The sequence below is a fragment of the Streptomyces sp. NPDC000345 genome (genome assembly GCF_042898825.1).
In the GTDB taxonomy this organism is placed as follows: domain Bacteria; phylum Actinomycetota; class Actinomycetes; order Streptomycetales; family Streptomycetaceae; genus Streptomyces.
In genome coordinates this window covers 17,569-39,783 of record NZ_JBIAZE010000014.1, presented here as the reverse complement: position 1 = coordinate 39,783, position 22,215 = coordinate 17,569, and the positions used below count along the sequence as shown (strand labels likewise).

General features: G+C 72.2%; 22 protein-coding genes. 11 read left to right on the top strand and 11 right to left on the bottom strand.

What is annotated here, in order from left to right; genetic code table 11:
• Position 1: 1 nt before the first annotated feature.
• Positions 2–688: a response regulator transcription factor gene (locus ACFY30_RS29170; RefSeq protein ID WP_390661934.1), complete on the bottom strand. Its 687-nt coding sequence runs from the start codon at positions 686–688 to the stop codon at positions 2–4.
• Between the two features lie 287 nt (positions 689–975).
• Here ACFY30_RS29170 and ACFY30_RS29165 point away from each other — a divergent pair, with 287 nt between their 5' ends.
• The 7 genes from ACFY30_RS29165 (at position 976) to ACFY30_RS29135 (ending at position 6,968) form a co-directional block, all read left to right on the top strand.
• Positions 976–1,752 (top strand): amino acid ABC transporter ATP-binding protein, encoded by a 777-nt coding sequence (locus tag ACFY30_RS29165; protein ID WP_390848139.1) that lies wholly within the window; start codon positions 976–978, stop codon positions 1,750–1,752.
• 60 nt (positions 1,753–1,812) lie between these two features.
• Positions 1,813–2,673 (top strand): glutamate ABC transporter substrate-binding protein, encoded by an 861-nt coding sequence (locus ACFY30_RS29160; RefSeq protein WP_390848138.1) that lies wholly within the window; start codon positions 1,813–1,815, stop codon positions 2,671–2,673.
• Between the two features lie 111 nt (positions 2,674–2,784).
• Complete coding sequence (locus ACFY30_RS29155; protein ID WP_390848137.1) at positions 2,785–3,450, top strand: amino acid ABC transporter permease; 666 nt, start codon at positions 2,785–2,787, stop codon at positions 3,448–3,450.
• Positions 3,447–4,358 (top strand): amino acid ABC transporter permease, encoded by a 912-nt coding sequence (locus tag ACFY30_RS29150; protein WP_390848136.1) that lies wholly within the window; start codon positions 3,447–3,449, stop codon positions 4,356–4,358. Before ACFY30_RS29155 ends, ACFY30_RS29150 begins: the two co-directional genes overlap by 4 nt.
• 174 nt (positions 4,359–4,532) lie before the next feature.
• Positions 4,533–6,134, top strand: coding sequence for an FAD-dependent monooxygenase (locus tag ACFY30_RS29145; protein WP_390848263.1), 1,602 nt, complete (start codon positions 4,533–4,535; stop codon positions 6,132–6,134).
• Positions 6,135–6,257: 123 nt separating this feature from the next.
• The gene (locus ACFY30_RS29140; protein ID WP_311605579.1) at positions 6,258–6,344 is read left to right on the top strand and encodes a putative leader peptide; all 87 of its coding nucleotides are present in this window, start codon (positions 6,258–6,260) and stop codon (positions 6,342–6,344) included.
• A 96-nt stretch (positions 6,345–6,440) separates the two neighbouring features.
• Entirely contained in the window at positions 6,441–6,968 is a 528-nt protein-coding gene (locus ACFY30_RS29135; protein WP_390848135.1) for a cysteine dioxygenase, read from the top strand.
• Positions 6,969–7,092: 124 nt separating this feature from the next.
• On the opposite strand, the gene recX is transcribed toward ACFY30_RS29135, so the two are convergent.
• The 4 genes from recX to ACFY30_RS29115 all read right to left on the bottom strand — a co-directional run bounded on the left by recX (position 7,093) and on the right by ACFY30_RS29115 (position 10,810).
• Positions 7,093–7,908, bottom strand: a complete 816-nt coding sequence (recX, locus tag ACFY30_RS29130) for a recombination regulator RecX (protein ID WP_390848134.1) — start codon at positions 7,906–7,908, stop codon at positions 7,093–7,095.
• A gap of 3 nt (positions 7,909–7,911) precedes the next feature.
• Positions 7,912–9,039 (bottom strand): recombinase RecA, encoded by a 1,128-nt coding sequence (gene recA, locus ACFY30_RS29125; RefSeq protein ID WP_390848133.1) that lies wholly within the window; start codon positions 9,037–9,039, stop codon positions 7,912–7,914.
• Positions 9,040–9,284: 245 nt separating this feature from the next.
• Positions 9,285–10,556, bottom strand: coding sequence for an AI-2E family transporter (locus ACFY30_RS29120; protein ID WP_390848132.1), 1,272 nt, complete (start codon positions 10,554–10,556; stop codon positions 9,285–9,287).
• 59 nt (positions 10,557–10,615) lie between these two features.
• The gene (locus ACFY30_RS29115; protein ID WP_390661943.1) at positions 10,616–10,810 is read right to left on the bottom strand and encodes a DUF3046 domain-containing protein; all 195 of its coding nucleotides are present in this window, start codon (positions 10,808–10,810) and stop codon (positions 10,616–10,618) included.
• Positions 10,811–10,889: 79 nt separating this feature from the next.
• Here ACFY30_RS29115 and ACFY30_RS29110 point away from each other — a divergent pair, with 79 nt between their 5' ends.
• Complete coding sequence (locus ACFY30_RS29110; protein WP_390848131.1) at positions 10,890–11,834, top strand: hypothetical protein; 945 nt, start codon at positions 10,890–10,892, stop codon at positions 11,832–11,834.
• A 32-nt stretch (positions 11,835–11,866) separates the two neighbouring features.
• Here the strand turns inward: ACFY30_RS29110 and ACFY30_RS29105 are convergent, their stop codons facing one another.
• The 3 genes from ACFY30_RS29105 to ACFY30_RS29095 are packed head-to-tail and all read right to left on the bottom strand — an operon-like array spanning position 11,867 to position 13,783.
• Positions 11,867–12,175: an AzlD domain-containing protein gene (locus tag ACFY30_RS29105; protein WP_390824269.1), complete on the bottom strand. Its 309-nt coding sequence runs from the start codon at positions 12,173–12,175 to the stop codon at positions 11,867–11,869.
• Entirely contained in the window at positions 12,175–12,915 is a 741-nt protein-coding gene (locus ACFY30_RS29100; RefSeq protein ID WP_390848130.1) for an AzlC family ABC transporter permease, read from the bottom strand. The genes ACFY30_RS29105 and ACFY30_RS29100 overlap by 1 nt, the downstream gene beginning before the upstream one ends.
• Positions 12,916–12,925: 10 nt before the next feature.
• The gene (locus ACFY30_RS29095; RefSeq protein ID WP_390848129.1) at positions 12,926–13,783 is read right to left on the bottom strand and encodes an AraC family transcriptional regulator; all 858 of its coding nucleotides are present in this window, start codon (positions 13,781–13,783) and stop codon (positions 12,926–12,928) included.
• Positions 13,784–13,931: 148 nt separating this feature from the next.
• On the opposite strand from ACFY30_RS29095, the gene ACFY30_RS29090 reads away from it, so the two are divergent.
• The 3 genes from ACFY30_RS29090 to ACFY30_RS29080 are packed head-to-tail and all read left to right on the top strand — an operon-like array spanning position 13,932 to position 20,550.
• A complete protein-coding gene (locus ACFY30_RS29090) occupies positions 13,932–18,866 on the top strand; it encodes an ATP-dependent helicase (protein WP_390848128.1) in 4,935 nt (1,644 codons plus the stop codon).
• A gap of 41 nt (positions 18,867–18,907) precedes the next feature.
• Positions 18,908–19,753: a DNA-formamidopyrimidine glycosylase family protein gene (locus ACFY30_RS29085; protein WP_390848127.1), complete on the top strand. Its 846-nt coding sequence runs from the start codon at positions 18,908–18,910 to the stop codon at positions 19,751–19,753.
• Positions 19,754–19,785: 32 nt separating this feature from the next.
• Entirely contained in the window at positions 19,786–20,550 is a 765-nt protein-coding gene (locus ACFY30_RS29080; protein ID WP_390848126.1) for an SDR family NAD(P)-dependent oxidoreductase, read from the top strand.
• Positions 20,551–20,791: 241 nt separating this feature from the next.
• Here the strand turns inward: ACFY30_RS29080 and ACFY30_RS29075 are convergent, their stop codons facing one another.
• From ACFY30_RS29075 to ACFY30_RS29065, 3 genes are all read right to left on the bottom strand, one after another.
• The gene (locus tag ACFY30_RS29075) at positions 20,792–21,052 is read right to left on the bottom strand and encodes a hypothetical protein (RefSeq protein WP_390848125.1); all 261 of its coding nucleotides are present in this window, start codon (positions 21,050–21,052) and stop codon (positions 20,792–20,794) included.
• A 69-nt stretch (positions 21,053–21,121) separates the two neighbouring features.
• Positions 21,122–21,592 (bottom strand): Dps family protein, encoded by a 471-nt coding sequence (locus ACFY30_RS29070; protein ID WP_390848124.1) that lies wholly within the window; start codon positions 21,590–21,592, stop codon positions 21,122–21,124.
• Between the two features lie 182 nt (positions 21,593–21,774).
• Complete coding sequence (locus tag ACFY30_RS29065) at positions 21,775–22,155, bottom strand: helix-turn-helix domain-containing protein (protein WP_015657463.1); 381 nt, start codon at positions 22,153–22,155, stop codon at positions 21,775–21,777.
• Positions 22,156–22,215 lie beyond the last annotated feature (60 nt).

The window sequence follows — 22,215 nt, the reverse complement described above, 5'->3', positions numbered from 1 at the left end:
GCTACGCACTCGGGGCGACGAGCCGGTACCCGACGCCGCGCACGGTCTCGATGAGGGCGGGCATGCGCAGTTTGGCCCGCAGGGAGGCGACATGCACCTCCAGCGTGCGCCCGGTCCCCTCCCAGCTGGTGCGCCACACCTCGCTGATGATCTGCTCGCGCCGGAAGACGACGCCGGGGCGCTGGGCGAGCAGCGCGAGCAGGTCGAACTCCTTGCGGGTCAGCTGGACAACCGAACCGTCGACCGTGACGCGTCGGGTGGGCAGTTCGATCTGCACCGGGCCCAGCCGCAGCGCGTCCTCGCCACCCGCGGCCACGTCCTCGGGGACGGTGCGCCGGCTGACGGCGTGGATCCGGGCGAGCAGCTCTCCGGTGTCGTACGGCTTCACCACGTAGTCGTCGGCGCCCAGGTTGAGGCCGTGGATGCGGGAGCGTACGTCGGAGCGGGCCGTCACCATGATCACCGGGGTGGCGGTGCGCTTGCGGATCTTGCCGCAGACCTCGTAACCGTCCTGGTCGGGCAGACCGAGGTCGAGCAGGACGACCCCGAAGCCGGGGCCTTCGGGGACCAGCGCCTGGAGCGCCTCCTCGCCGTTGCGGGCGTGCGTGACGTCGAAACCGTGCCGCTTGAGGACCGCGGACAGCGCGGCGGCGACATGGTTGTCGTCCTCGACGAGGAGCAGTCTCATCCAGGCCCCCTCCGATTCATCGACTGTTTGGTCTGTTTGGATACAAATGCGGACACGCGCGCGTGCGCACCATGGCAGTCACGCTGATGGACGAGGACGCAGTCAAGTGGGTTCCGGTTGCGCGTGGCTTCCGTTACCCGCCCGATACGCACGCAGGTCACCAGTGCTACGACACGTGTCCGATTGCTATCGGATCGTGATGCTCAGATTCCCCTCAGATGTAATGACGCTGGTCGGGGCCGCTCACTACTGTCCTCCGAAACCGAGGAGGACGGAGCCTGAGAGCGATGACCGAAGTATCGATGGCCAAGGAAGACGCCGCCCCGCCCGGCGAACTCGTCGTCCTGAAGAATGTCAACAAGCACTTCGGCGCGTTGCACGTACTCCAGGACATCGATCTGACGATCGCGCGCGGCGAGGTCGTCGTGGTCATCGGGCCCTCCGGGTCCGGAAAGTCGACCCTGTGCCGCACCATCAACCGTTTGGAGACGATCGACGGGGGCAGCATCACGATCGACGGGAAGCCTCTGCCCGCGGAGGGCAAGGCGCTGGCCCGGCTGCGGGCCGACGTCGGCATGGTCTTCCAGTCGTTCAACCTGTTCGCGCACAAGACAGTGCTCGAGAACGTGATGCTCGGCCAGGTCAAGGTCCGCAGGGCCGACAAGAAGCAGGCCGAGGAGAAGGCCCGCGCCCTCCTCGACCGGGTCGGCGTGGGCACCCAGGCCGACAAGTACCCCGCCCAGCTTTCGGGCGGCCAGCAGCAGCGCGTCGCCATCGCCCGGGCGCTGGCGATGAACCCGAAGGTCATGCTCTTCGACGAGCCGACGTCGGCTCTCGACCCCGAGATGATCAACGAGGTCCTGGAAGTCATGCAGCAGCTCGCCCAGGACGGCATGACCATGATCGTCGTCACCCATGAGATGGGCTTCGCACGATCGGCTGCAAACCGCGTGGTGTTCATGGCGGACGGACGCATCGTCGAAGAGGCTGCGCCGGAGCAGTTCTTCAGCAACCCGCGCAGCGACCGTGCCAAGGACTTCCTCTCGAAGATCCTGCACCACTGACGCCTCTCCGACGCGTATCCGCACCGCCCACAGTCCTTCATCACCCTTAAGGAAGTAGACATGAAGCTTCGCAAGGTCACCGCCGCCTCGGCCGTCGTACTCGCGCTCACGCTGTCCGCCACCGCCTGCGGCGGCGACAACAAGGACGAGGGCAGCAGCAGCTCCACCGGTGGCAGCGGCGGCGGCAAGATCAAGGTCGGCATCAAGTACGACCAGCCCGGCCTCGGCCTGAAGAAGCCCGACGGATCCTTCGCCGGCTTCGACGTGGACGTCGCCACCTATGTCGCCAAGCAGCTCGGCTACGAGCCGGACCAGATCGAGTTCGTCGAGACCAAGAGCGCCGACCGCGAGAACGCCCTCGCCCGCGGTGACGTGAAGTTCATCGCCGCCACCTACTCGATCACCGACGAGCGCAAGCAGAAGGTCGACTTCGCCGGCCCGTACCTGCTGGCCCACCAGGACCTGCTGGTCAAGTCCGACTCGAAGATCTCCAAGGGCACGGACCTCAACGGTCAGAACCTGTGTTCCGTGGTCGGTTCGACCTCCGCGCAGAACGTCCAGAAGTCGATCGCCCCGAAGGCGAACCTCAAGGAGGTGAGCTCCTACTCGGAGTGCATCGCCGGCCTGCAGAGCGGCGCCGTGGACGCCGTGACCACCGACGACTCGATCCTCGCCGGCTTCGCCGCGCAGGACCAGTACAAGGGCAAGTTCAAGCTCGCGGGCCTCAAGCTCAGCAACGAGAACTACGGCATCGGCGTCAAGAAGGGCGACACCGCGACCCTCGACAAGATCAACAAGGCGCTGGAGCAGATGGTCAGCGACAACTCCTGGCAGAAGGCGGTCGACGCCAACTTCGGCCCGGCGGGCTACAAGAACGAGCCCGCCCCGAAGATCGGCGTCATCGTCCCGAACGCCTCGTAAGCACAGTCCAGCCCAGCGGGGTTTCCTGCGGCACGCCGCCGTCCGTCGCGATCACGGCGGCGGCGCGCCCCGCCCTCCACATACGCCACCCACCCGGAAGCGCGGGAGATCGTGTTCGACTTTCTTGAAGGTTACGACGTCCTCGGGGCGTTCTGGATGACGGTGAAACTCACCGCCCTCTCCGCCGTGGGCTCCCTGATCTGGGGCACCCTGCTGGCCGCCATGCGGGTCAGCCCGGTCCCGCTGATGCGCGTGTTCGGCACCGCCTACGTCAACATCGTCCGGAACATCCCCCTGACGGTCATCATCCTCTTCTGCTCGCTCGGCCTGGCCGACGTCTTCGGTGTCACCATGGGCTCCGAGGACTTCAAGATCCGGGGCTTCCGGCTGGCCGTGCTGGGTCTGGTCGCCTACACCGCCGCCTTCGTCTGTGAGGCGCTGCGCTCCGGCATCAACACGGTGCCGCTCGGACAGGCGGAGGCCGCCCGGGCCATCGGGCTGAACTTCAGCCAGACCCTGCGCCTCGTCGTCCTGCCGCAGGCCTTCCGCGCGGTCATCGGCCCGCTGGCCAACGTCCTGATCGCGCTCACCAAGAACACCACGGTGGCGGCCGCCATCGGCGTCGCCGAGGCCGCCTACCTGATGAAGACGATGATCGAGAACGAGGCGCAGACGCTGGCCATCGGCGCGGTCTTCGCGTTCGGGTTCGTGGTACTGACCCTGCCGACCGGTCTCATCCTGGGCTGGCTGGGCAAGCGACTGGCGGTGAAGCGATGAGCTCGGTCCTCTACGACACACCCGGACCCCGCGCCAGACGGCGCAACGTCCTCTTCTCGGTGCTCTTCTGTGTCCTCCTCGTCCTGCTCCTGTGGTGGGTGTGGCAGAAGATGGAGGCGAAGGACCTCCTCACGTCCGCGCAGTGGAAGCCGTTCACCGAGTCACAGGCGTGGACGACCTACCTGCTCCCCGGCCTCGCCGACACCCTGAAGGCCGCGTCGCTCTCCATGGTGATCGCCCTTCCGCTCGGCGCGGTCTTCGGCATCGCCCGGCTGTCCGAGCACCGGTGGGTGCGAGCCGCGTCCGGCACGGTGGTGGAGTTCTTCCGGGCCATCCCGGTGCTGCTGCTGATGCTGTTCGCCAACGAGTTCTACGCCCGCTCCACGGACGTCACCAGCGAGGACCGGCCCCTCTACGCGGTCGTCACCGGCCTCGTGCTCTACAACGCGGCCGTCCTCGCCGAGATCGTCCGGGCGGGCATCCTGTCCCTCCCCAAGGGGCAGACGGAGGCGGCGTACGCCATCGGTCTGCGCAAGGGTCAGACGATGAGCAGCATCCTGCTCCCGCAGGCGGTCACCGCCATGCTCCCGGCGATCGTGAGCCAGCTGGTGGTCATCGTGAAGGACACGGCGCTCGGCGGTGTGATGATCGGGTTCACCGAGCTGCTCAACTCGCGCGGCACGCTCGCGGCGTTCTACGCCAACCCGATCCCCAGCTTCATCGTGGTCGCGGCCATGTTCGTCCTGCTGAACTTCCTGCTGACCAGCTTCGCGAGCTGGCTGGAGCGCCGTCTGCGGCGCAGCAAGCGCAGCACGGGCGCGGTGCTCGGCGTCGAGGACGTGGACGAGCTCAACGCGGCCGAGGTCGGCGGCTCCTACGGCTCCGGTGCCGGAGGCGCCGGCATGTGACGCATACTCAGGGGATGTGACCTCACGAAAGGCAGTGGCGCGCGCCACTGCCTTTCGTCGCTTGACGCAAACAACGACAATGGGTTGCATACGTTCTGTGATCGTGCACCCTGCTCCAACCTGTTGTTCACTCACGTCCCCGAGGACACCGTCGAAGGCAGGGAGCGCCACGCCGTGGACCCGGTGATCATCGTCGGAGCAGGGCCGGTGGGGCTCACCCTCGCCCTGGCTCTGGCCCGCCAGGAGGTGCCGTCCGTCGTCCTCGACGAGGGACCGGGCCAGGACGAGCCACGGCTCGCGCGCACGGTCGTGCTGCGCGAGGACACCGCCGCCCTCATGGAGCGGCTCACCGGGATCTCCCTGGACGAGGCGGGCTTGCGCTGGACCGGATGGCGGGCGATGCGCCGCCGCCAGGTGACGCGCGAGGTCACGTTCGGGGACGGCGAACCGGCCCCGCTGCACATCGCCCAGCACGTGCTGACCGGCGCCCTGCGTGCCGCCCTCGCCGGCGAGCGACTCGTGGAACTCGCCGTGGACAGCCGCCTGGACACGATCGAGCAGGAACCTTCCGCTGTCACCGCCCGCACCCGCGGCCCTCAGGGCACCTGGTGGCGCGGCAGCCATCTGATCGGCTGTGACGGCCCCCGCTCCACGGTCCGCAAACTCCTCGACATCCGCTTCCCCGGCCGTACGGCGGTGGAGCGACACGCCGTGGCCGCGCTGCGCGCGGACCTTCCGTGGGACGGCGAGGCGTTGCTCCATCGGTCACCGCCGTGGCGGATGACCGGTCCCTCCGCCGGGGAGGTCACCGCCCGTCCGCTGCCGGACGGCGTCTGGCGTCTGGACTGGCTGCTCCCGCCCGGCAAGGACCTCGTCACCCCCGAGCTGCTGCTGACCCGCGTCCGCGAGACCCTGACCGGCTGGAGCGAGGGCCCGACACCGGAGTACGAACTGCTCGACACCGGCGTGCACACCGTGCACCACCGGCTCGCTCGCCGCTGGCGCGTGGGCCGGGTCCTCCTCGCCGGTGACGCCGCGCACCTGCTCGGCACACTCGGCACGCAGGGGGTCGACGAGGGGCTGCGCGACGCCGACAACCTCGCCTGGAAACTGGCCCTGGCCTGGCATCACGGTCCGCACGAGACGCTGCTGGACAGCTACCAGACCGAGCGCCGCGCGGTCGTCGCCGCCCGGCTGCGCGCGGCCGACCAGGTGCTGCCGCTGCTGCGCGGGGGCGGCGGCATAAGGTCGTACGTGCCCGGCACGGCTCGCGGACACGATGTGCTGCTCAGCGAAGGGCATCTGGGGCGCGGACAGCTGGGCACGCCGGGCGGCTATGCCGGCTCGCCGCTCGCGCCCCGGCTCCTGGAGGCCGAGGTGCCCGTGGGCACCCCTGCCGGCGCGCCGGTCGAGGACGTGCGGGTGACCGCCGAGGACGGTTCCTTCGTACGGCTGCGGGACCGGCTCGGCCGGGGCGCGCTGCTCGTCGTGCTGATCGCGCCGGGTACGGGTGTGTGGGAGCGCCGGCACTGGGTGAGTGCCGGGATCATGCCCCGGCTGGCCGCCGCCGTGACGGCCCTGCCGAGCCCGGCCGAGCTGCTGGTGGCCGAGAGCTACCCGGGCGCGGCCGCCCACACCGTGCTGCTGGTGCGGCCCGACGGGCACCTGGTCACCGCGTTGAACGGGGTGCGCCCGGCCGACCTGTACGCGGCGGCGGAGGCGGCGGTGGGCGGCAAGGCGTCGGAGGAGGCGACGGCAGGCTCGGCGGCGCAGTGAGCGGGACTCGCGCCACCTGCGTTCTTCGGTACGACAACCGGAGGAGGGTACTCATCGTCACCGTGCTGTCCGCATGGTGACGGTCGGTTGACCGGTCACCACCGGCGTGGTGTACTCCCGATCGTGACCGACACCGATGTGCGCCTGTGGCGGAGGGTCCATATGGACCTCGTCCGCTATGCGGGCTGCGTGTGTCGTCCGTCCTGCTGAACTCGCATCCCCTTCCTCCACCGGCGTGCGCCGCCGATGCCGCTGTGCGCTCGTGCGCTGCCGCGCGCTCCCGCGAACGTTCTCAGGACGGTACCCGTGTCTGTCTCCCCCTCCCTGTCCCCGGCCGTGGCCGCGCCCACCCAGGCGGACCTCCTCGACTTCGTCCGGCGCACGGCCGCCGACGCCCGGCTGATCGCCTCCCTCCCCCTCGACCCCGAGGGCCGCACCTGGGTGCGCCTGGAAGGGCCCGGCGGCAGCGAGGCGTGGCTGATCGGCTGGCCGCCCGGCACGGGCACCGGCTGGCACGACCACGCGGACTCGGTGGGTGCCTTCACCACCGCACAGGGTGAGCTCAAGGAGTACTCGCTGGCCGTGCGGCTGCCCACCGACGGCTGGAAGACCCTGGAGCTGACGGACGGCGTGGACCGGGAGCGCACCCTGCCGGCCGGCCGGGGCCGCGCGTTCGGACGCCACCACGTCCACGAGGTCCTCAACGAGTCCACCGAGGAGCACGCCGTCTCCGTCCACGCCTACTACCCGCCGCTGCCGCGCATCCGCCGCTTCAGCCGTACGGGACAGATCCTGCGTCTGGAGCAGGTCGAGCGCCCGGAGGACTGGCAGTGAGCGGCACCAGGGCCCTCGGCACACAGGGGCAGCGTCCTCGGCAGGGGGAGCACGTCGCTCCGGAGCCGGTCCCGAGCCCGGTGATCAGCGGGCTGACGGGGTGACTCATGGGTCTGCGCAGGACTCAGAACCCGTCCTGCGTCAAGGACTCGGTGTCCTCGCCCTCCTCCTCCAGCGCCTGCCGGACCACCCGCAGGGCCATGCCCTCCGAGTAGCCCTTGCGCGCCAGCATGCCCGCGAGGCGGCGGAGCCGCTTGTCGCGCTCCAGACCGCGGGTCGAGCGCAGCTTGCGGGCGACGAGGTCGCGTGCGGTCTCCTCCTCCCGCTCGGAGTCGAGCTGGGAGACGGCCTCGTCGATCAGCGCCGAGTCGACCCCCTTGGTCCGCAGCTCCTGCGCGAGCGCGCGCCGGGCCAGCCCTCGGCCGTGGTGGCGGGACTCCACCCAGGCGTCCGCGAAGGCGCTGTCGTTGATCAGCCCGACCTCCTCGAACCGCGAGAGCACCTCCTCGGCCACGTCGTCCGGGATCTCCCGCTTGCGCAGGGCGTCGGCCAGCTGTTTCCGGGTGCGCGGGGTCCCGGTGAGCAGGCGCAGACAGATCGCCCGCGCCCGCTCAGCCGGGTCTCCCGAAGGCTCCCCCTTCTCGGCCCTCGACGAGGAGAAGGCGCCTCCGTCCTCGGCGGGCGGTTCCCCGGAGCCGCGGCGACGACGTCCGCGCCCGCCGCGCGGACCGCCCTCGCCGCCGCGTCCGGCCGCCCGGCCGCCACGGTGCGGGCCGTCACCGCCCGCGCCGTCACCGCCGTACCGCCCGCCGTCACCATGGCCCGGGCCGCCGCCCAGCCGGTCGTCGCCCCGGGCGGGGCCGTCGTGGCCCCCGCCCCCCGGCTCCCAGGGGGCGCCGGGACGGGCGTCGTACTCGGCCCAGTCCGTTCGTCGTGTCACGGATCAGCTCTTGGCGGTCGCGGCCTTGGTCTTGGCGGTCTTGGCGGCGGGAGCCGGAACCGTCTTGGCGTCGTCCGCGGGCGCGCCCGGGGCTGCCGCGGCGTCCGTGCCCGGCTCCGCGGCGGGCTCCTCGGGACGCACGCCGACGCCGAGCTTCTCCTTGATCTTCTTCTCGATCTCGTTGGCGAGATCGGGGTTGTCCTTCAGGAAGTTGCGGGCGTTCTCCTTGCCCTGGCCGAGCTGGTCGCCCTCGTAGGTGTACCAGGCGCCGGCCTTGCGGACGAAGCCGTGCTCCACGCCCATGTCGATCAGGCCGCCCTCGCGGCTGATGCCCTGGCCGTAGAGGATGTCGAACTCGGCCTGCTTGAAGGGCGGCGCGACCTTGTTCTTGACGACCTTGCAGCGGGTGCGGTTGCCGACCGCCTCGGTGCCGTCCTTCAGGGTCTCGATGCGGCGGATGTCGATACGCACCGAGGCGTAGAACTTCAGCGCGCGGCCACCGGTCGTGGTCTCCGGGGAGCCGAACATCACGCCGATCTTCTCGCGGAGCTGGTTGATGAAGATCGCGGTGGTCTTGGACTGGTTGAGCGCGCTGGTGATCTTCCGCAGCGCCTGGCTCATCAGACGGGCCTGCAGACCGACGTGGCTGTCACCCATCTCGCCCTCGATCTCCGCGCGCGGGACGAGCGCGGCGACGGAGTCGATGACGATCAGGTCGAGGGCACCGGAGCGGACCAGCATGTCCACGATCTCCAGGGCCTGCTCGCCGTTGTCGGGCTGGGAGAGGATGAGGTTGTCGATGTCGACGCCGAGCTTGCGCGCGTACTCGGGGTCGAGGGCGTGCTCCGCGTCCACGAAGGCGACCTGGCCGCCGGCCTTCTGCGCGTTGGCCACGGCGTGCAGGGTCAGTGTGGTCTTGCCGGAGGATTCCGGTCCGTAGATCTCCACGACACGGCCACGCGGCAGACCGCCGACGCCGAGGGCCACGTCGAGCGCGGTCGACCCGGTCGGGATGACCTCGATGGGCTCCCTCGACCGCTCGCCCATGCGCATGACCGCGCCCTTGCCGAATTGCCGTTCAATCTGTGCGAGAGCGGCATCCAGGGCCTTCTCGCGGTCGGTTCCTGCCATGGGTTCCACCCGGTTTGCTTGAGTCGATCGCTTCACGTCAAAGACGCTAACGCCTGCCACTGACAATGCGCCCCGACGCCGGTCCGGCCTGTGGATAACTCGGGTACTTACCTACCCGAACCGGGACGTAGTTCCCGTCGTGAGCCTTGCCGGAGCCCCCATAAGAATAGATGTTCGATTTTCGTGTCAAGCGGCACCCACGTACCGGCATCCGTCCTCCGAGGGCGGGTGCCGCCGCGAGCGCCTCAGCCCGAGCCGTTCTCCGCGTCGTCCCCCTGCCCGGCCCCCCGCCGCTGCCGCGCACCCGCCCACAGACCCCGCGCGCGCCGGAGCAGCCGCGGGCCCTCGCCCCGGCGGTGGTGGCCGTGGACGCGGGGGTCGTCGGTGACGGCGTACCGCTTCACATACGCGCCCAGGAACGCCTGGAGGGTGGCGACGGCCGGGATGGAGATCAAGGCGCCGACGGCACCGAGGAGGGCGGTGCCGGCGATGACCGAGCCGAAGGCGACCGCGGGGTGGATGTCGACGGTCTTGGAGGTCAGCTTGGGCTGGAGCACGTAGTTCTCGAACTGCTGGTAGACCACGACGAAGAGCAGCACCCACAGCGCGTACAGCGGGGAGACGGTGAAGGCGATCAGCATGGGCAGGGCGCCCGCGAGATAGGTGCCGATGGTGGGGATGAACTGCGAGACCACGCCCACCCAGACGGCGAGCACGGGGGCGTACGGGATGCCCAGCGCCTCCAGGAGTACGTAGTGCGCGGCCCCCGAGATCAGTGCCATCAGACCGCGTGAGTACAGGTAGCCGCCGGTCTTGTCGACGGCGATCTCCCACGCGCGCAGCACCTCGGCCTGCTTGGCGGGCGGCAGCACGGAGCACAGCCCGCGCCGCAGACGCGGTCCGTCCGCGGCGAAGTAGAACGAGAACAGGGCGATCGTCAGCAGCTGGAAGAGACCGCCGAGGACCTGTGTGGAGACGTCGAGGACCCCGGCGGCGCTGTTCTGCGCGTACTTCTTCAGCCAGTCCGAGTGGAGCAGGCCCTCCTGGATGTCCACGCGCCGGAGCTCGGTGTGGAACGTGGTGTTGACCCAGTTGATCACGGAGTCGAGGTACTCCGGGAAGCCCTCGATCATCTTGATGATCTGCCCCGCGAGCATCGAGCCGAGCAGCGTGAAGAAACCGGCGACCACGATCAGCAGGCCGAAGAAGACCAGGAACGTGGCGAGCCCCCGGCGCATCCCGCGGGCGGCCATCCGGCTCACCGCCGGTTCCACGGCGAGAGCGAGGAAGAACGCGATGAGTATGTTGAGCAGCAGGCCGATGAGCTGGTGGAAGGCCCAGGTGCCCAGCTGGAACACACCGAGGAGCGCGAGCGCGAGCACCATCGCCCGCGGGAGCCAGCGCGGCATGCGATCGCCCGAGGCGACGGCACCGTCGGCCGGGGGCCGGTCGGGCGGCGTCGTGCCGGACGGGGATGCGTGCCGGGCGGCCTGCCCGGTCTCGTCAGTGGGTGCCACGGGTCAAGTCTCGCCTACGCCACCGACAATGCGGGACCCCGGGTGATCTTCCCCCTGGATCAGCGCCTCTCGTGCGGAACGTTCATCACCGCGCAGACCACGCGCCAGACGTCCTTGGCCTCCCAGCCGTCCGCCAGCGCCTCGTGCACGGTGCGCCCGCCGAGTTCCGTCATCACGTGATCACGTGCGAACGTCTCGGCGTACCCCGCGCCGAAGTGCTCGTCCATCCGCTGCCAGAAGACCGTCAACCGCATGACTCCAGTATCCCGCGCCCGGGGGTGGCCCCCGCTATGAGCGCCTGGCGAGACCGCTTTCCGCCCTACGGTCTGACGCATGGCCGAAACCGGAGCACCCCCACTCCCCCCGACGCCCTCGGCGCGCTCCCCGCTCTTCCGCGCCGAGCACTTCGTGTGGCTCACCGCGCGCGTGCTGGAGCAGCGCCTGTTCGCCCACGACTTCCTGCGCGGCGGCGCCGATGCCGTCGAGGCGGCGCTCGACGCCTACCGCAACGAGGACGGCGGGTACGGCCATGCGCTGGAACCCGACCTGCGGGGCCCCGTGAGCCAGCCGCTGCACACCGCGCACGCCCTGCGCGTCCTGGACTCCATCGGCCGCCTCGGCGGACAGCGCGTGGAGCGGGTGTGCCGCTACCTCACCTCGGTCTCCACCGCCGACGGCGCGCTGCCGGCGATCGATCCGAGCCAGCGCGGATACCCCGCCGCCCCCTTCATCCCGATCGTGGACGACCCGCCCAGCGACCTGCTGGCCACGGCCCCCGTGGTCGGCCTGCTGCACCGCAACGACGTCTGGCACGCCTGGCTGTTCCGGGCCACGGACTTCTGCTGGCAGGCGGTGGACTCCCTACAGCACTCACACCCGTACGAGATCGAGGCCGCCGTCACCTTCCTGGACTTTGCCCCGGACCGCCCGCGCGCGGAGGCGGCCGCCGACCGCCTGGGCCGCCTGGTGCGCGCCCAGCGCCTCGCCGTACTGGACCCGGACCGTCCGGACGCCTGTCCAGTGGCTCCCGGCTACGCCCCGGGCGAGCACCACTTCCCGCACGACTACGCGCGCACTCCGCAATCCCTCGCGCGCGCGTGGTTCACGGACGACGAGATGGCCCGCTCCCTGGACTTCCTCGCGGACGAGCAGCAGGAGGACGGCGGCTGGCCGGTCCGCTGGCGCCAGTGGGCACCGGCCCCCGCCCTGGAGGCGCGCTCCTCGGTGACGATCGAGGCCCTGCGCACCCTGAGGGCCCACGGCCGCGCGATCGGCTGAGCGCGGACAGCGGCGCCTCACCCGGGGCTCCCTCACCCGCCCAGGGCGCGCACCCCCGCCGTGACCACCACGGCTGCCGCGACCACGAGCAGAAAGGGCGCCCGCAGCACCAGCGCCACGGCGGCCGCGGCCAGCCCCGCGGCCCGCGCGTCGAGGACGAGCGCAGGCCCGTCGGCGAAGGTCTGCTGAGCCGTGAGAGCGGCCAGCAGGGCCACGGGAAGCAGGGCGGCGAGCCTTCTGACCAGGGGCCGCTCCAGAACACCCGCCGGCACGAGCAGCCCGGCGAGCTTGACGGCGTAGCAGCCCACGGCGGTGGCGAGTATCGCGATCCAGACGCCCATCACCCACACTCCCCGTCCCGCGCGCTCCTCCGCCGTCCCTGGGCGTACAGAACGGCCGGCGCGGCGAGCGCGGCCACCAGCACGGGCACCCCGGCCGGCACCACGGGCAGCAGTCCGAGCCCCAGCAGCACCGCGAGCCCGGCGACAGTCCGCTCCGTGCCGGTCCTCAGCATGGGCGCGAGCAGCGCCAGGAAGACCGCCGGCCCGGCCGCGTCGAGTCCCCACGCGTCCGTGTCCCCGATCGCCTCGGCCCCGAGCGCGCCCAGCAGTGTGGTGAGGTTCCACAGCACGTACAGGCTCACCCCGGTGACGGCGAAGCCGATCCGGGCCGCGCGCCGCCCGGTCTGCGCCAGCGACACGGCCGCCGTCTCGTCGATCACCCACTGCGCGGCCAGCGGACGCACCGCGCGCGGAAGCACCAGCACCTCCGACAGCCGCAGTCCGTAGAACGCGTTGCGCACCCCCAGGAAGAAGGCGCCCGCGGCCGCGGTGAGCGGATTGCCGCCCGCCGCCAGCGCGCCGACCAGGGCGAACTGGGAGGCTCCGGTGAACACCAGCAGGCTCAGCGCGCAGGTCTGCCACACGGTGAGCCCACTGCCCGCCGAGGTCACGCCGAAGGCGAACCCGGACAGTCCCACGGCGACGCCGACCCCGAGGGCGTCCCGCACCACGGCCGGGTCCGGCTTCCCGACGGGCCCGGCCCCCACCACCGACACAGCTGTCTGTTCTTCTTGTCGCACCCTTCGGACGCTAGAACGGCTCCACGCGCGCGTCTTGTACGTTCTTGCGCTCACGCTGGTACGCGCCCGGGGGCACACCCACGATCCGCGCGAAGTGACGGTTGAGGTGCGGCTGATCGGTGAACCCCACCGCGACCGCCGCCTCGGCGGGGGCCGTCCCCGCGTCCAGCAACCGCCGCGCCCGTCGCACGCGCGCGTCCGTCAGCCAGGTGTGCGGGGGCATCCCGTACACCTCCCGGAACGCCCTCAGCAGGGCGAACGGACCGGTACCGAGGTCTGCGGCCAACTGCTCCAGCGTCGGCGGCTCGGCCATCCGCTCCTCCAGCACGTCCCGCGCGCGGACAGCGAACCGCGCCCCCGCCGTACGCACCCGGCGCTGCGGCAGGGTTCCGCCGTTCAGCCGGAGCAACCGCGTCACCGCCACCCGCAGCAAGGTGTCGGCGGCCAGCGCGTTGCCCTCGTCCGCGGCCCGCAGCACCTGGTGCACCAGCCCCACGGCGTACGGATCGTCGAGCACCGGACGGACGAACCCCACAGTGCCGCGCAGCCCCGTCGTCTCCGCCGCGATCCCCGCCACGACCTCCGGCGAGGGGTACACCGCCCCGTACCGCCACCCTTCGGGCACCCCCGCCCGCCCGGTGTGCGGCGTGTCCGGATTGACCAGGGCCAGCGCACCCGCGCCCGCGTACTGATCCCCACCGCCGTGCTGGAAGACCTCCACCCCCTCGGCGATGGCAGCGATCACGAAGTGCTCGTGGGTGTGCCGCACGAACGTCTTCCGCACATACCGAGCCCGCAACAGATCCACACCCGGCAACTCGGCGTACTGCCAGTGCCGCGCCAGCTCAGCAGACCCGGACCCCACCACACCCCCATTCTCCGCGCACCCCCGCCGGGCGCCCACCCGCACCCGTGCGGACGCCCCGACACGACGACCCGACCCACCCGAGACCACGGCCCGGGGCACATACGCGCAGGTCACAGCCATTGTCACTCCCCGGGTGCAGGATGGACGCATGGCGAGCTCCGCACACGAGGCCCTCAGCGCCTTCTCCCCCGCGACCCGCGGCTGGTTCACGGGCGCCTTCTCCACGCCCACGCCGGCCCAGGCAGGCGCATGGCAGGCCATCGCCGCGGGCTCGGACGTCCTGGTGGTGGCCCCCACCGGCTCCGGCAAGACCCTCGCCGCCTTCCTGGCCGCCCTGGACCAGCTCGCCTCCACTCCCCCGCCGGCCGACCCCAAGAAGCGCTGCCGGGTCCTCTACGTCTCCCCCCTGAAGGCCCTGGCGGTCGACGTGGAACGCAACCTCCGCAGCCCGCTGACCGGCATCCGCCAGGAGTCCGTCCGCCTCGGCCTGCCCGAACCCGAGGTCAAGGTGGGCATCCGCTCCGGCGACACCCCGCCCGCCGAGCGCCGCGCCCTCGCCACCCGCCCCCCGGACATCCTGATCACCACCCCCGAATCCCTGTTCCTGATGCTGACGTCGGCCACCCGCGACGCGCTGACGGGCATCGACACGGTCATCCTGGACGAGGTCCACGCCGTCGCCGGCACCAAACGCGGCGCGCACCTGGCCCTCACCCTGGAGCGACTCGACGAGCTGCTCCCCAGGCCGGCCCGCCGCATCGGCCTCTCCGCCACCGTCCGTCCGGTCGACGAGGTCGCCCGTTATCTCTCCCCGCACCGCAAGGTGGAGATCGTCCAGCCGAAGTCGGGCAAGGAGTTCGACCTGTCGGTCGTGGTGCCCGTGGAGGACCTGGGCGAACTGGGCGCCTCCCCCGTCGCCGACGGCTCCGAGGGAGCGGAACGCCCCTCGATCTGGCCGCATGTGGAGGAGCGGATCACGGACCTCATCCAGGCCCACCACTCCACGATCGTCTTCGCGAACTCCCGCCGCCTGGCCGAGCGCCTGTGCAACCGCCTCAACGAGATCGCCTACGAGCGCGCCACCGGCCAGTCCCTCGAGGAGCACCACGCCCCGGCGGAACTCATGGGCGGCTCAGGAGCGGCCCAGGGCGCCCCGGCCGTCATCGCACGCGCGCACCACGGCTCGGTCTCCAAGGAACAGCGCGCCCTGGTCGAGGAGGACCTCAAGGCGGGCCGTCTCCCCGCGGTGGTCGCCACCTCCAGCCTGGAGCTGGGCATCGACATGGGCGCGGTGGACCTGGTGGTCCAGGTGGAGTCCCCGCCCTCCGTGGCCTCCGGCCTCCAGCGCGTGGGCCGCGCGGGACACCAGGTGGGGGCGGTCTCCACCGGTGTGGTCTTCCCCAAGTACCGCGGCGACCTGGTCCAGGCGGCCGTGGTCACCGAGCGCATGCGCACCGGGTCCATCGAGTCCCTGCGGATCCCCGCCAACCCCCTGGACGTCCTGGCACAGCAACTCGTGGCCATGACCGCCCTGGACACCTGGCAGGTGGACGACCTGCTCGCCACGGTCCGCCGGGCCGCCCCCTTCGCCTCCCTCCCCGAGTCCGCGTTCACGGCCACCCTGGACATGCTCGCGGGCCGCTACCCCTCCGACGCCTTCGCCGAGCTGCGCCCGCGCTTGGTGTGGGACCGCGTCGCCGGTACGGTCACCGGCCGCCCCGGCGCCCAGCGTCTGGCCGTCACCTCCGGCGGCACGATCCCCGACCGCGGTCTCTTCGGCGTGTTCCTCGCGGGCGCCGACCCCAAGAAGGGCGGCGGCCGGGTCGGCGAGCTCGACGAGGAGATGGTCTACGAGTCCCGCGTGGGCGACGTCTTCACCCTCGGCACCAGCTCCTGGCGCATCGAGGACATCACCCGCGACCGTGTGCTGGTGTCACCCGCCCCCGGCGTCCCGGGCCGCCTCCCGTTCTGGAAGGGCGACCAGCTGGGCCGCCCCCTGGAGCTGGGCCGCGCCGTGGGCGCGTTCCTGCGCGAGGTCGGTTCCCTGCCGAAGGACGACGCGCGGCTGCGCCTGCTCACCGCGGGCCTGGACGCGTGGGCGGCCGACAACGTGCTCTCCTACCTGGACGAACAGCGCCAGGCCTGCGGCCATGTCCCCGACGACCGCACGATCGTCGTGGAGCGCTTCCGCGACGAGCTCGGCGACTGGCGGGTCGTCGTCCACTCCCCCTTCGGAGCCCAGGTGCACGCACCGTGGGCGCTCGCGCTCGGCGCGAAGCTCTCCGAGCGGTACGGCATGGACGCCCAGGTCATGCACGCCGACGACGGCATCGTCCTGCGTCTGCCGGACGCCGACCTCATGGGCCTGGACCTGCTCGACCAGGCCCCGGTCAAGGCCGGCACGGAGTACGACGCGGACCAGGCTCCCGTCGGCGCGGCGGACGTCGTCTTCGACAAGGGCGAGGTCGACCAGATCGTCACCGACCAGGTCGGCGGCTCCGCCCTGTTCGCGGCCCGCTTCCGGGAGTGCGCAGCCCGTGCGCTCCTGCTGCCCCGCCGCAACCCCGGCAAGCGCACCCCTCTGTGGCAGCAGCGCCAGCGGGCCGCGCAACTGCTCCAGGTGGCCAGCGAGTTCGGCTCGTTCCCGATCGTCCTGGAAGCGGTCCGCGAGTGCCTCCAGGACGTCTTCGACGTCCCTGGCCTGGTCGAGCTGATGGGCGATCTGGAGTCCCGCAAGGTCCGCCTGGTCGAGGTCACCACCCCCGAACCGTCGCCCTTCGCACGCTCGCTGCTCTTCGGGTACGTCGCCCAGTTCCTGTACGAGGGCGACTCACCCCTCGCCGAGCGCCGCGCCGCCGCCCTCTCGCTGGACTCGCGGCTGCTGGCCGAGCTGCTCGGCCAGGCGGAGCTGCGCGAACTGCTGGACGCCGAGGTCCTCACCGAGCTCGAACAGGAACTCCAGTGGCTCACCGAGGACCGCCGCGCGAAGGACACCGAAAGCGTCGCCGACCTCCTCCGTCTCCTCGGTCCGCTGACCGACGCCGAACTGGCACGGCGCGGCGCCGAACCGCACTGGGCGCAGGAGCTGGCCTCGGCGCGGCGCGCCATCCGCGTCCGCGTCGCCGGCGCCGACCACTGGGCGGCCGTCGAGGACGCGGGGCGGCTGCGCGACGCGCTCGGCACCGCGCTCCCCGTCGGCGTCCCCGAGGCGTTCACCGAGCCGGTGAAGGACCCGCTCGGTGACCTTCTCGCCCGCTACGCCCGTACCCACGGCCCGTTCACCTCGGCCACCGCGGCCGCCCGCTTCGGCCTCGGCGTGGCCGTCACCGAGGGCGCCCTGCAGCGGCTCGCGGCGAGCGGGCGCGTCGTCCAGGGTGAGTTCCACCCGGCTGGCATCGGCCAGGAGTGGTGTGACGCGGCCGTCCTGCGCAGACTGCGCCGCCGTTCGCTGGCCGCCCTGCGGCACGAACTCGAACCGGTGCCGCCGCCCGCCCTCGCCCAGTTCCTGCCCCAGTGGCAGCACATCGGCAAGGGTCACTCCCTGCGCGGCCCCGACGGTCTGGTGCGCGCCGTCGAACAGCTCCAGGGCTCCTCGGTGCCCGCCTCGGCCCTGGAGAGGCTCGTCCTGCCCTCCCGGGTCACCGACTACACCCCCGCCATGCTCGACGAGCTCACCGCCGCCGGAGAGGTCGTCTGGGCGGGCGCGGGCGCGCTCCCCGGCAAGGACGGCTGGGTCTCCCTGTACATGGCGGACGCCGCCCCGCTGCTCCTGCCCCCGCCTCACCCCCTGGAGCTGACGGCACTGCACCAGTCCGTCCTGGACGCCCTCTCCGGGGGCTACGGCCTGTTCTTCCGCCAGATCGCCGACCAGGTCCGCGCCACCACCCACCCCGACGCCACCGATCCGCAACTCGCCGACGCCGTCTGGGACCTGGCCTGGTCCGGCCGCCTGACCAACGACACCCTGACCCCGATGCGCTCCCTGCTGGGCTCGGGCCGCACGGCCGGCTCCACCGCCCACCGCGCCAAGCGCACGATCCCCCGGGGCCGCTACGGCTCCCTGACGGCCGCCGCCCGCCCCGCCTCCCGCAGCGGCCCCCCGACCGTCGCCGGCCGCTGGTCCCTCCTTCCGGCCCTCGAACCCGACCCCACCGTCCGGGCCCACGCCCTCGCCCGCACGCTCCTCGACCGGCACGGCGTGGTGACCCGGGGCGCGGTCGCGGCCGAGGGAGTCGAGGGCGGTTTCTCGGCGACGTACCGCATCCTGTCCGCCTTCGAGGAGAGCGGTCAGGCCAGGCGTGGCTATGTCGTCGAGGGCCTCGGTGCCGCGCAGTTCGCGATGGACGGTGCCGTGGACCGGCTGCGCGCGGTGGCCAACGCCCGCGACCGCGACGAGCCCCTGCCCGGCCCGGCCGGCGCGCGGGCCGCCGTCCCCGACGCGTTCACCCCCGACGCCTTCACCGACGCGTTCACCGACGGCTTCCCGCCCCTGGACACGCAGTGGGAGACCCCCGTGCCCGACGGCCCGGCGGCACCGGGCGAGTACGGCTCACCGCGCGACTTCGCCTCCCCCGGCGCGGGCGGCCCCCGCGGCCGCGGCGACGGTTTCCCCCAGGGCCCGGCCTCCTCGTACGGACCAGCCGCTCCCCACCGCCGCCGCAACGCCCCCTCACCCGCCTCCCGGGCGGTCGTCCTCGCCGCCGCCGACCCGGCGAACGCGTACGGCGCCGCCCTGAGCTGGCCCGAGCCGCCCACGGGGGCGGGACACAAGCCGGGCCGCAAGGCGGGGTCCCTGGTCGTGCTCGTCGACGGCGAGCTGACGCTCTACATGGAGCGCGGCGGCAAGACCCTGCTGGCCTGGCCCTCCGCCCCGGACGCGGCGGACGCGGCGGACACCCCCACCGACGACCCCCGCCTGCGGGACGCGGCCGAGGCCCTGGCCCTGTCCGCCCGCGCGGGCTCTCTCGGCACGGTCACGGTCGAGCGGATCAACGGCGCCTCGGCCCTGACGTCCCCCATAGGCGTCCTCCTGGAAGGAGCGGGCTTCATCGCGACCCCCCGGGGCCTGCGGCTGCGCGCATGACGGCCGAGCCCCGGGTGCGGCCCTCGTGCCACCCTTGACACATGCCCGAGGGTGACACGGTCTGGCAGACCGCGAAGCGACTGCACGGCGCGCTCGCGGGCAAGGTGCTGACCACCAGCGACTTCAGGGTCCCCAAGTACGCCACGGTGGACCTGACCGGCCGCCACGTCCTGAACACGGTGCCGCGCGGCAAACACCTGCTCACGCGCGTCGAGGGCGGCCTGACCCTGCACACCCACCTGCGTATGGAGGGCGCCTGGAAGGTCTACGGCACCGGCGAACGCTGGAAGGGCGGTCCGGCGCACCAGATCCGGGTGATCCTCGGTACGGCCGACCGCGCCGCCGTCGGCTACCGCCTCCAGGTCATGCGGCTGCTGCGCACCACCGAAGAGGAGAGCGTGGTCGGCCACCTCGGCCCCGATCTCCTCGGCCCGGACTGGGACCCCGACCTCGCGCTCGCGCACCTCCTCGCCGACCCCGCCCGCACCCTCGGGGAGGCGCTGCTCGACCAGCGCAACCTCGCCGGCATCGGCAACGTGTACAAGAGCGAGCTCTGCTTCCTGCTCGGCGTCACCCCCTGGCTCCCCGTCGGCGCGCTTCCCGAGGACCGCGCCGCGAAGCTGCCCGGCCTCGCCCAGCGGCTGCTGGAGGTGAACCGCGACCGCCCGGTCCGCCGGACCACGGGCCTGCGCGACCAGGACCTGTTCGTGTACGGCCGCGCACCGCGCCCCTGCCTGCGCTGCCACACCCGGATCCGGGTGGCCGATCAGGGCGACGGGGCCCAGGAGCGCCCCACGTACTGGTGCCCCACCTGCCAGTCGGGTCCCGCCCCGGCGCCGGGTTCCCCGCAGCGCTGGCGCGAGCGCTACCACCGTACGACCAATTGACGACCCGTCAGAAACCCTCGTACCGTCCCCTCATGGGCGTGAAGGCGTACGACCTCACCGGACGCACCGCATTCGTCACCGGCGCCGCGAGCGGGATAGGCCGCGCCTGCGCCCTTCTGCTCGCCCGGGCCGGCGCCACCGTGCACGGCGCGGACCGGGACGCCCAGGGCCTGCACGAGACGGCGACCCTGATCAAGGGCCAGGGCGGCACCGCCCACACCCACCACCTCGACGTCACCGACCGCGCCCAGGTCCGCCGGGCCGTGGAGTCCTGCGAGCGGCTGGACGTGATGGCGGCCGTCGCCGGGATCATGCACCGCAGCCCCGTCCTGGAGACCCGGGACGAAGACCTCGACCGGGTGCTGGCCGTCAATTTCAAGGGTGTGCTGTACGCCTGCCAGGAGGCCGCCCGGCTGATGCTCGCCCGCGACACCGGCGGCAGCATCGTCACCATGGCCTCGGGCGCCGTGGACACCGGTGGCCCCGGCCTGCTCTGCTACGGCGTCGCCAAGGCGGCGGTGGTCCAGCTGACGAAGACCCTGGCGACCGAGGTCGGCCGGCACGGCATCCGCGTCAACGCCGTCGCCCCGGGCTGGATCCGCACCCCCATGACCGACCGCCACGCCCCCGGCGCACAGGCGCACACGGAGGCGCTCATGGCGCGCATGGCGCCCCTGGGACGCGTCGGCGAGCCGGAGGACATCGCCCACGCCGTACTCCACCTGGCCTCCGACGCGTCGGCCTTCACGACCGGCCAGATCCTCCGCCCGAACGGCGGCGTGTCCATGCCCTGGTGAACCCGCGCCCAAGCCCCCGGCTCACCGCAGACCGCGGCACGCGTCAGGTGTCACGCACCCCGCACCAGGTGCTCTGGAGGCTCCGCCCACTCGGCCCGCCCCCACCCCGGCGGACCCACCGCTCACACCCCTCACAGCCCTCCCGGCCGCTCACCCCGGCCCTGCGCCCCGCGCCCCGTCCCCCGCGCCCCATCGCAGTCCCCGCCCCGTCACCCGCGCCCCATCACAGTCCCCGCCCCCGTCATCCACTCCCCGCATCCCCCACCCCGGGCCCCTCCCCCGTCACCCGCCAGGCCGCCCTCCACCGTCCCGCCGCGACCGCTCCCACCGCCTGCGCCTTGGCCACGCAGTGCACCGGCAGCAGACTCAGCCCCCACCCGCCGGCCGCGATCGTCCCCTCCAGCGCCCCCGCACCGGGCGCCACGGCAAGCCTCAGGACGGCCCACCACCACACGGCGCCCAGCCCGAGAAGCACACCCCGGCGCGCTATGCGGCCCGCCACGGCGTCACCTCCAGCCCACCGCCGGGAAGCCCGTGCCGGCCCCCGGGACCCGTCCGCGCGTCCTGCGCGTCATGCGTTCTCCGCCTGGAACATCCAGTGATGCTTCTCCAGGTCGGCGGTGATCCCGATGAAGATGTCCTGGCTGACAGGATCCGCCTCCTCCGTCGCCGATACCCGTTCCCTCATCCGGGTGATCGCCGCGCCCAGAGCCGCCACGAGCGCCCCCACCGCGTCGGAGTCCTTGATCCAGCCCTGGGCCACCACGCCGAGCCCGCTGCCGCCCGCGACCGTGGCGGCACGGCCGTCCGGCGAGACCCCCAGCGCCGAGGCGCGCTCAGCGACCGTGTCGGAATGAATGCGCGCGACGTCCACGACCTCGTCGAGCTGCAGATGGACGGACCGGAACCGGGGCCCGACGACGTTCCAGTGGACCTGCTTGGCCACGAGCGAGAGATCGATCAGATCGACGAGCGCTCCCTGCAACGCCTCCGCGACCGTCTTCAGGCCGGCGTCGGACAACGGGCTCTTCACGACGTTCATCGCTACCTCCGGTGTGGGGCGACCGTCATGCCTCTCCACGATGACCGCAGGGCCCCTCACCGGCAAACGGACGCGAAAAACCCCGACCGCACCCCTCCGGGTCTCCCCGCAGGCGCCCCGGCCGGGGCCTCACACAGTGCCCCGAGCGCGTCCAGTCCAAGGACGCACCCGTGGGCGGAACCTCACGCGGCGACCACGTCCACCGCCTCGGCGGGCGCCTTGATGGTCACCCGCTCCGGTGGCACACCGGTCACCGACACGGAACCCAGCATCGGACGAACCGACGTGGGCACAGGCTCGCTGGGGGTGGCCGCAGCAGACTGGGCCAGCTCGGCGAGGGCGAGTTCGTCGCTCACTTCCCGCATGAGCTCGGACATCCGTACGTCCAGCGCGTCGCAGATCGCGGAGAGCAGTTCGGAGGAAGCCTCCTTCTGCCCCCGCTCCACCTCGGAGAGATAGCCGAGTGAGACTCGGGCGGACGAGGAGACTTCGCGCAGAGTACGGCCCTGGCGCTGGCGCTGCCGACGCAGCACGTCACCCAGCAGGCGACGGAGCAGAATCATCGGTGGCTCCCTCCTCGGACCGCGTAGCCGCATCCTTCACGCCCCACCGTACCGCCTCGC

Excerpts from the sequence above, each read along its gene's own strand:
- ACFY30_RS29170 (WP_390661934.1), bottom strand. The coding sequence starts at position 688 with ATGAGACTGCTCCTCGTCGAGGACGACAACCATGTCGCCGCCGCGCTG.
- ACFY30_RS29165 (WP_390848139.1), top strand. The coding sequence starts at position 976 with ATGACCGAAGTATCGATGGCCAAGGAAGACGCCGCCCCGCCCGGCGAA.
- ACFY30_RS29160 (WP_390848138.1), top strand. The coding sequence starts at position 1,813 with ATGAAGCTTCGCAAGGTCACCGCCGCCTCGGCCGTCGTACTCGCGCTC.
- ACFY30_RS29150 (WP_390848136.1), top strand. The coding sequence starts at position 3,447 with ATGAGCTCGGTCCTCTACGACACACCCGGACCCCGCGCCAGACGGCGC.
- recA (WP_390848133.1), bottom strand. The coding sequence starts at position 9,039 with ATGGCAGGAACCGACCGCGAGAAGGCCCTGGATGCCGCTCTCGCACAG.
- ACFY30_RS29115 (WP_390661943.1), bottom strand. The coding sequence starts at position 10,810 with ATGCGGTTGACGGTCTTCTGGCAGCGGATGGACGAGCACTTCGGCGCG.
- ACFY30_RS29110 (WP_390848131.1), top strand. The coding sequence starts at position 10,890 with ATGGCCGAAACCGGAGCACCCCCACTCCCCCCGACGCCCTCGGCGCGC.
- ACFY30_RS29105 (WP_390824269.1), bottom strand. The coding sequence starts at position 12,175 with ATGGGCGTCTGGATCGCGATACTCGCCACCGCCGTGGGCTGCTACGCC.
- ACFY30_RS29090 (WP_390848128.1), top strand. The coding sequence starts at position 13,932 with ATGGCGAGCTCCGCACACGAGGCCCTCAGCGCCTTCTCCCCCGCGACC.
- ACFY30_RS29085 (WP_390848127.1), top strand. The coding sequence starts at position 18,908 with ATGCCCGAGGGTGACACGGTCTGGCAGACCGCGAAGCGACTGCACGGC.
- ACFY30_RS29080 (WP_390848126.1), top strand. The coding sequence starts at position 19,786 with ATGGGCGTGAAGGCGTACGACCTCACCGGACGCACCGCATTCGTCACC.
- ACFY30_RS29070 (WP_390848124.1), bottom strand. The coding sequence starts at position 21,592 with ATGAACGTCGTGAAGAGCCCGTTGTCCGACGCCGGCCTGAAGACGGTC.
- ACFY30_RS29065 (WP_015657463.1), bottom strand. The coding sequence starts at position 22,155 with ATGATTCTGCTCCGTCGCCTGCTGGGTGACGTGCTGCGTCGGCAGCGC.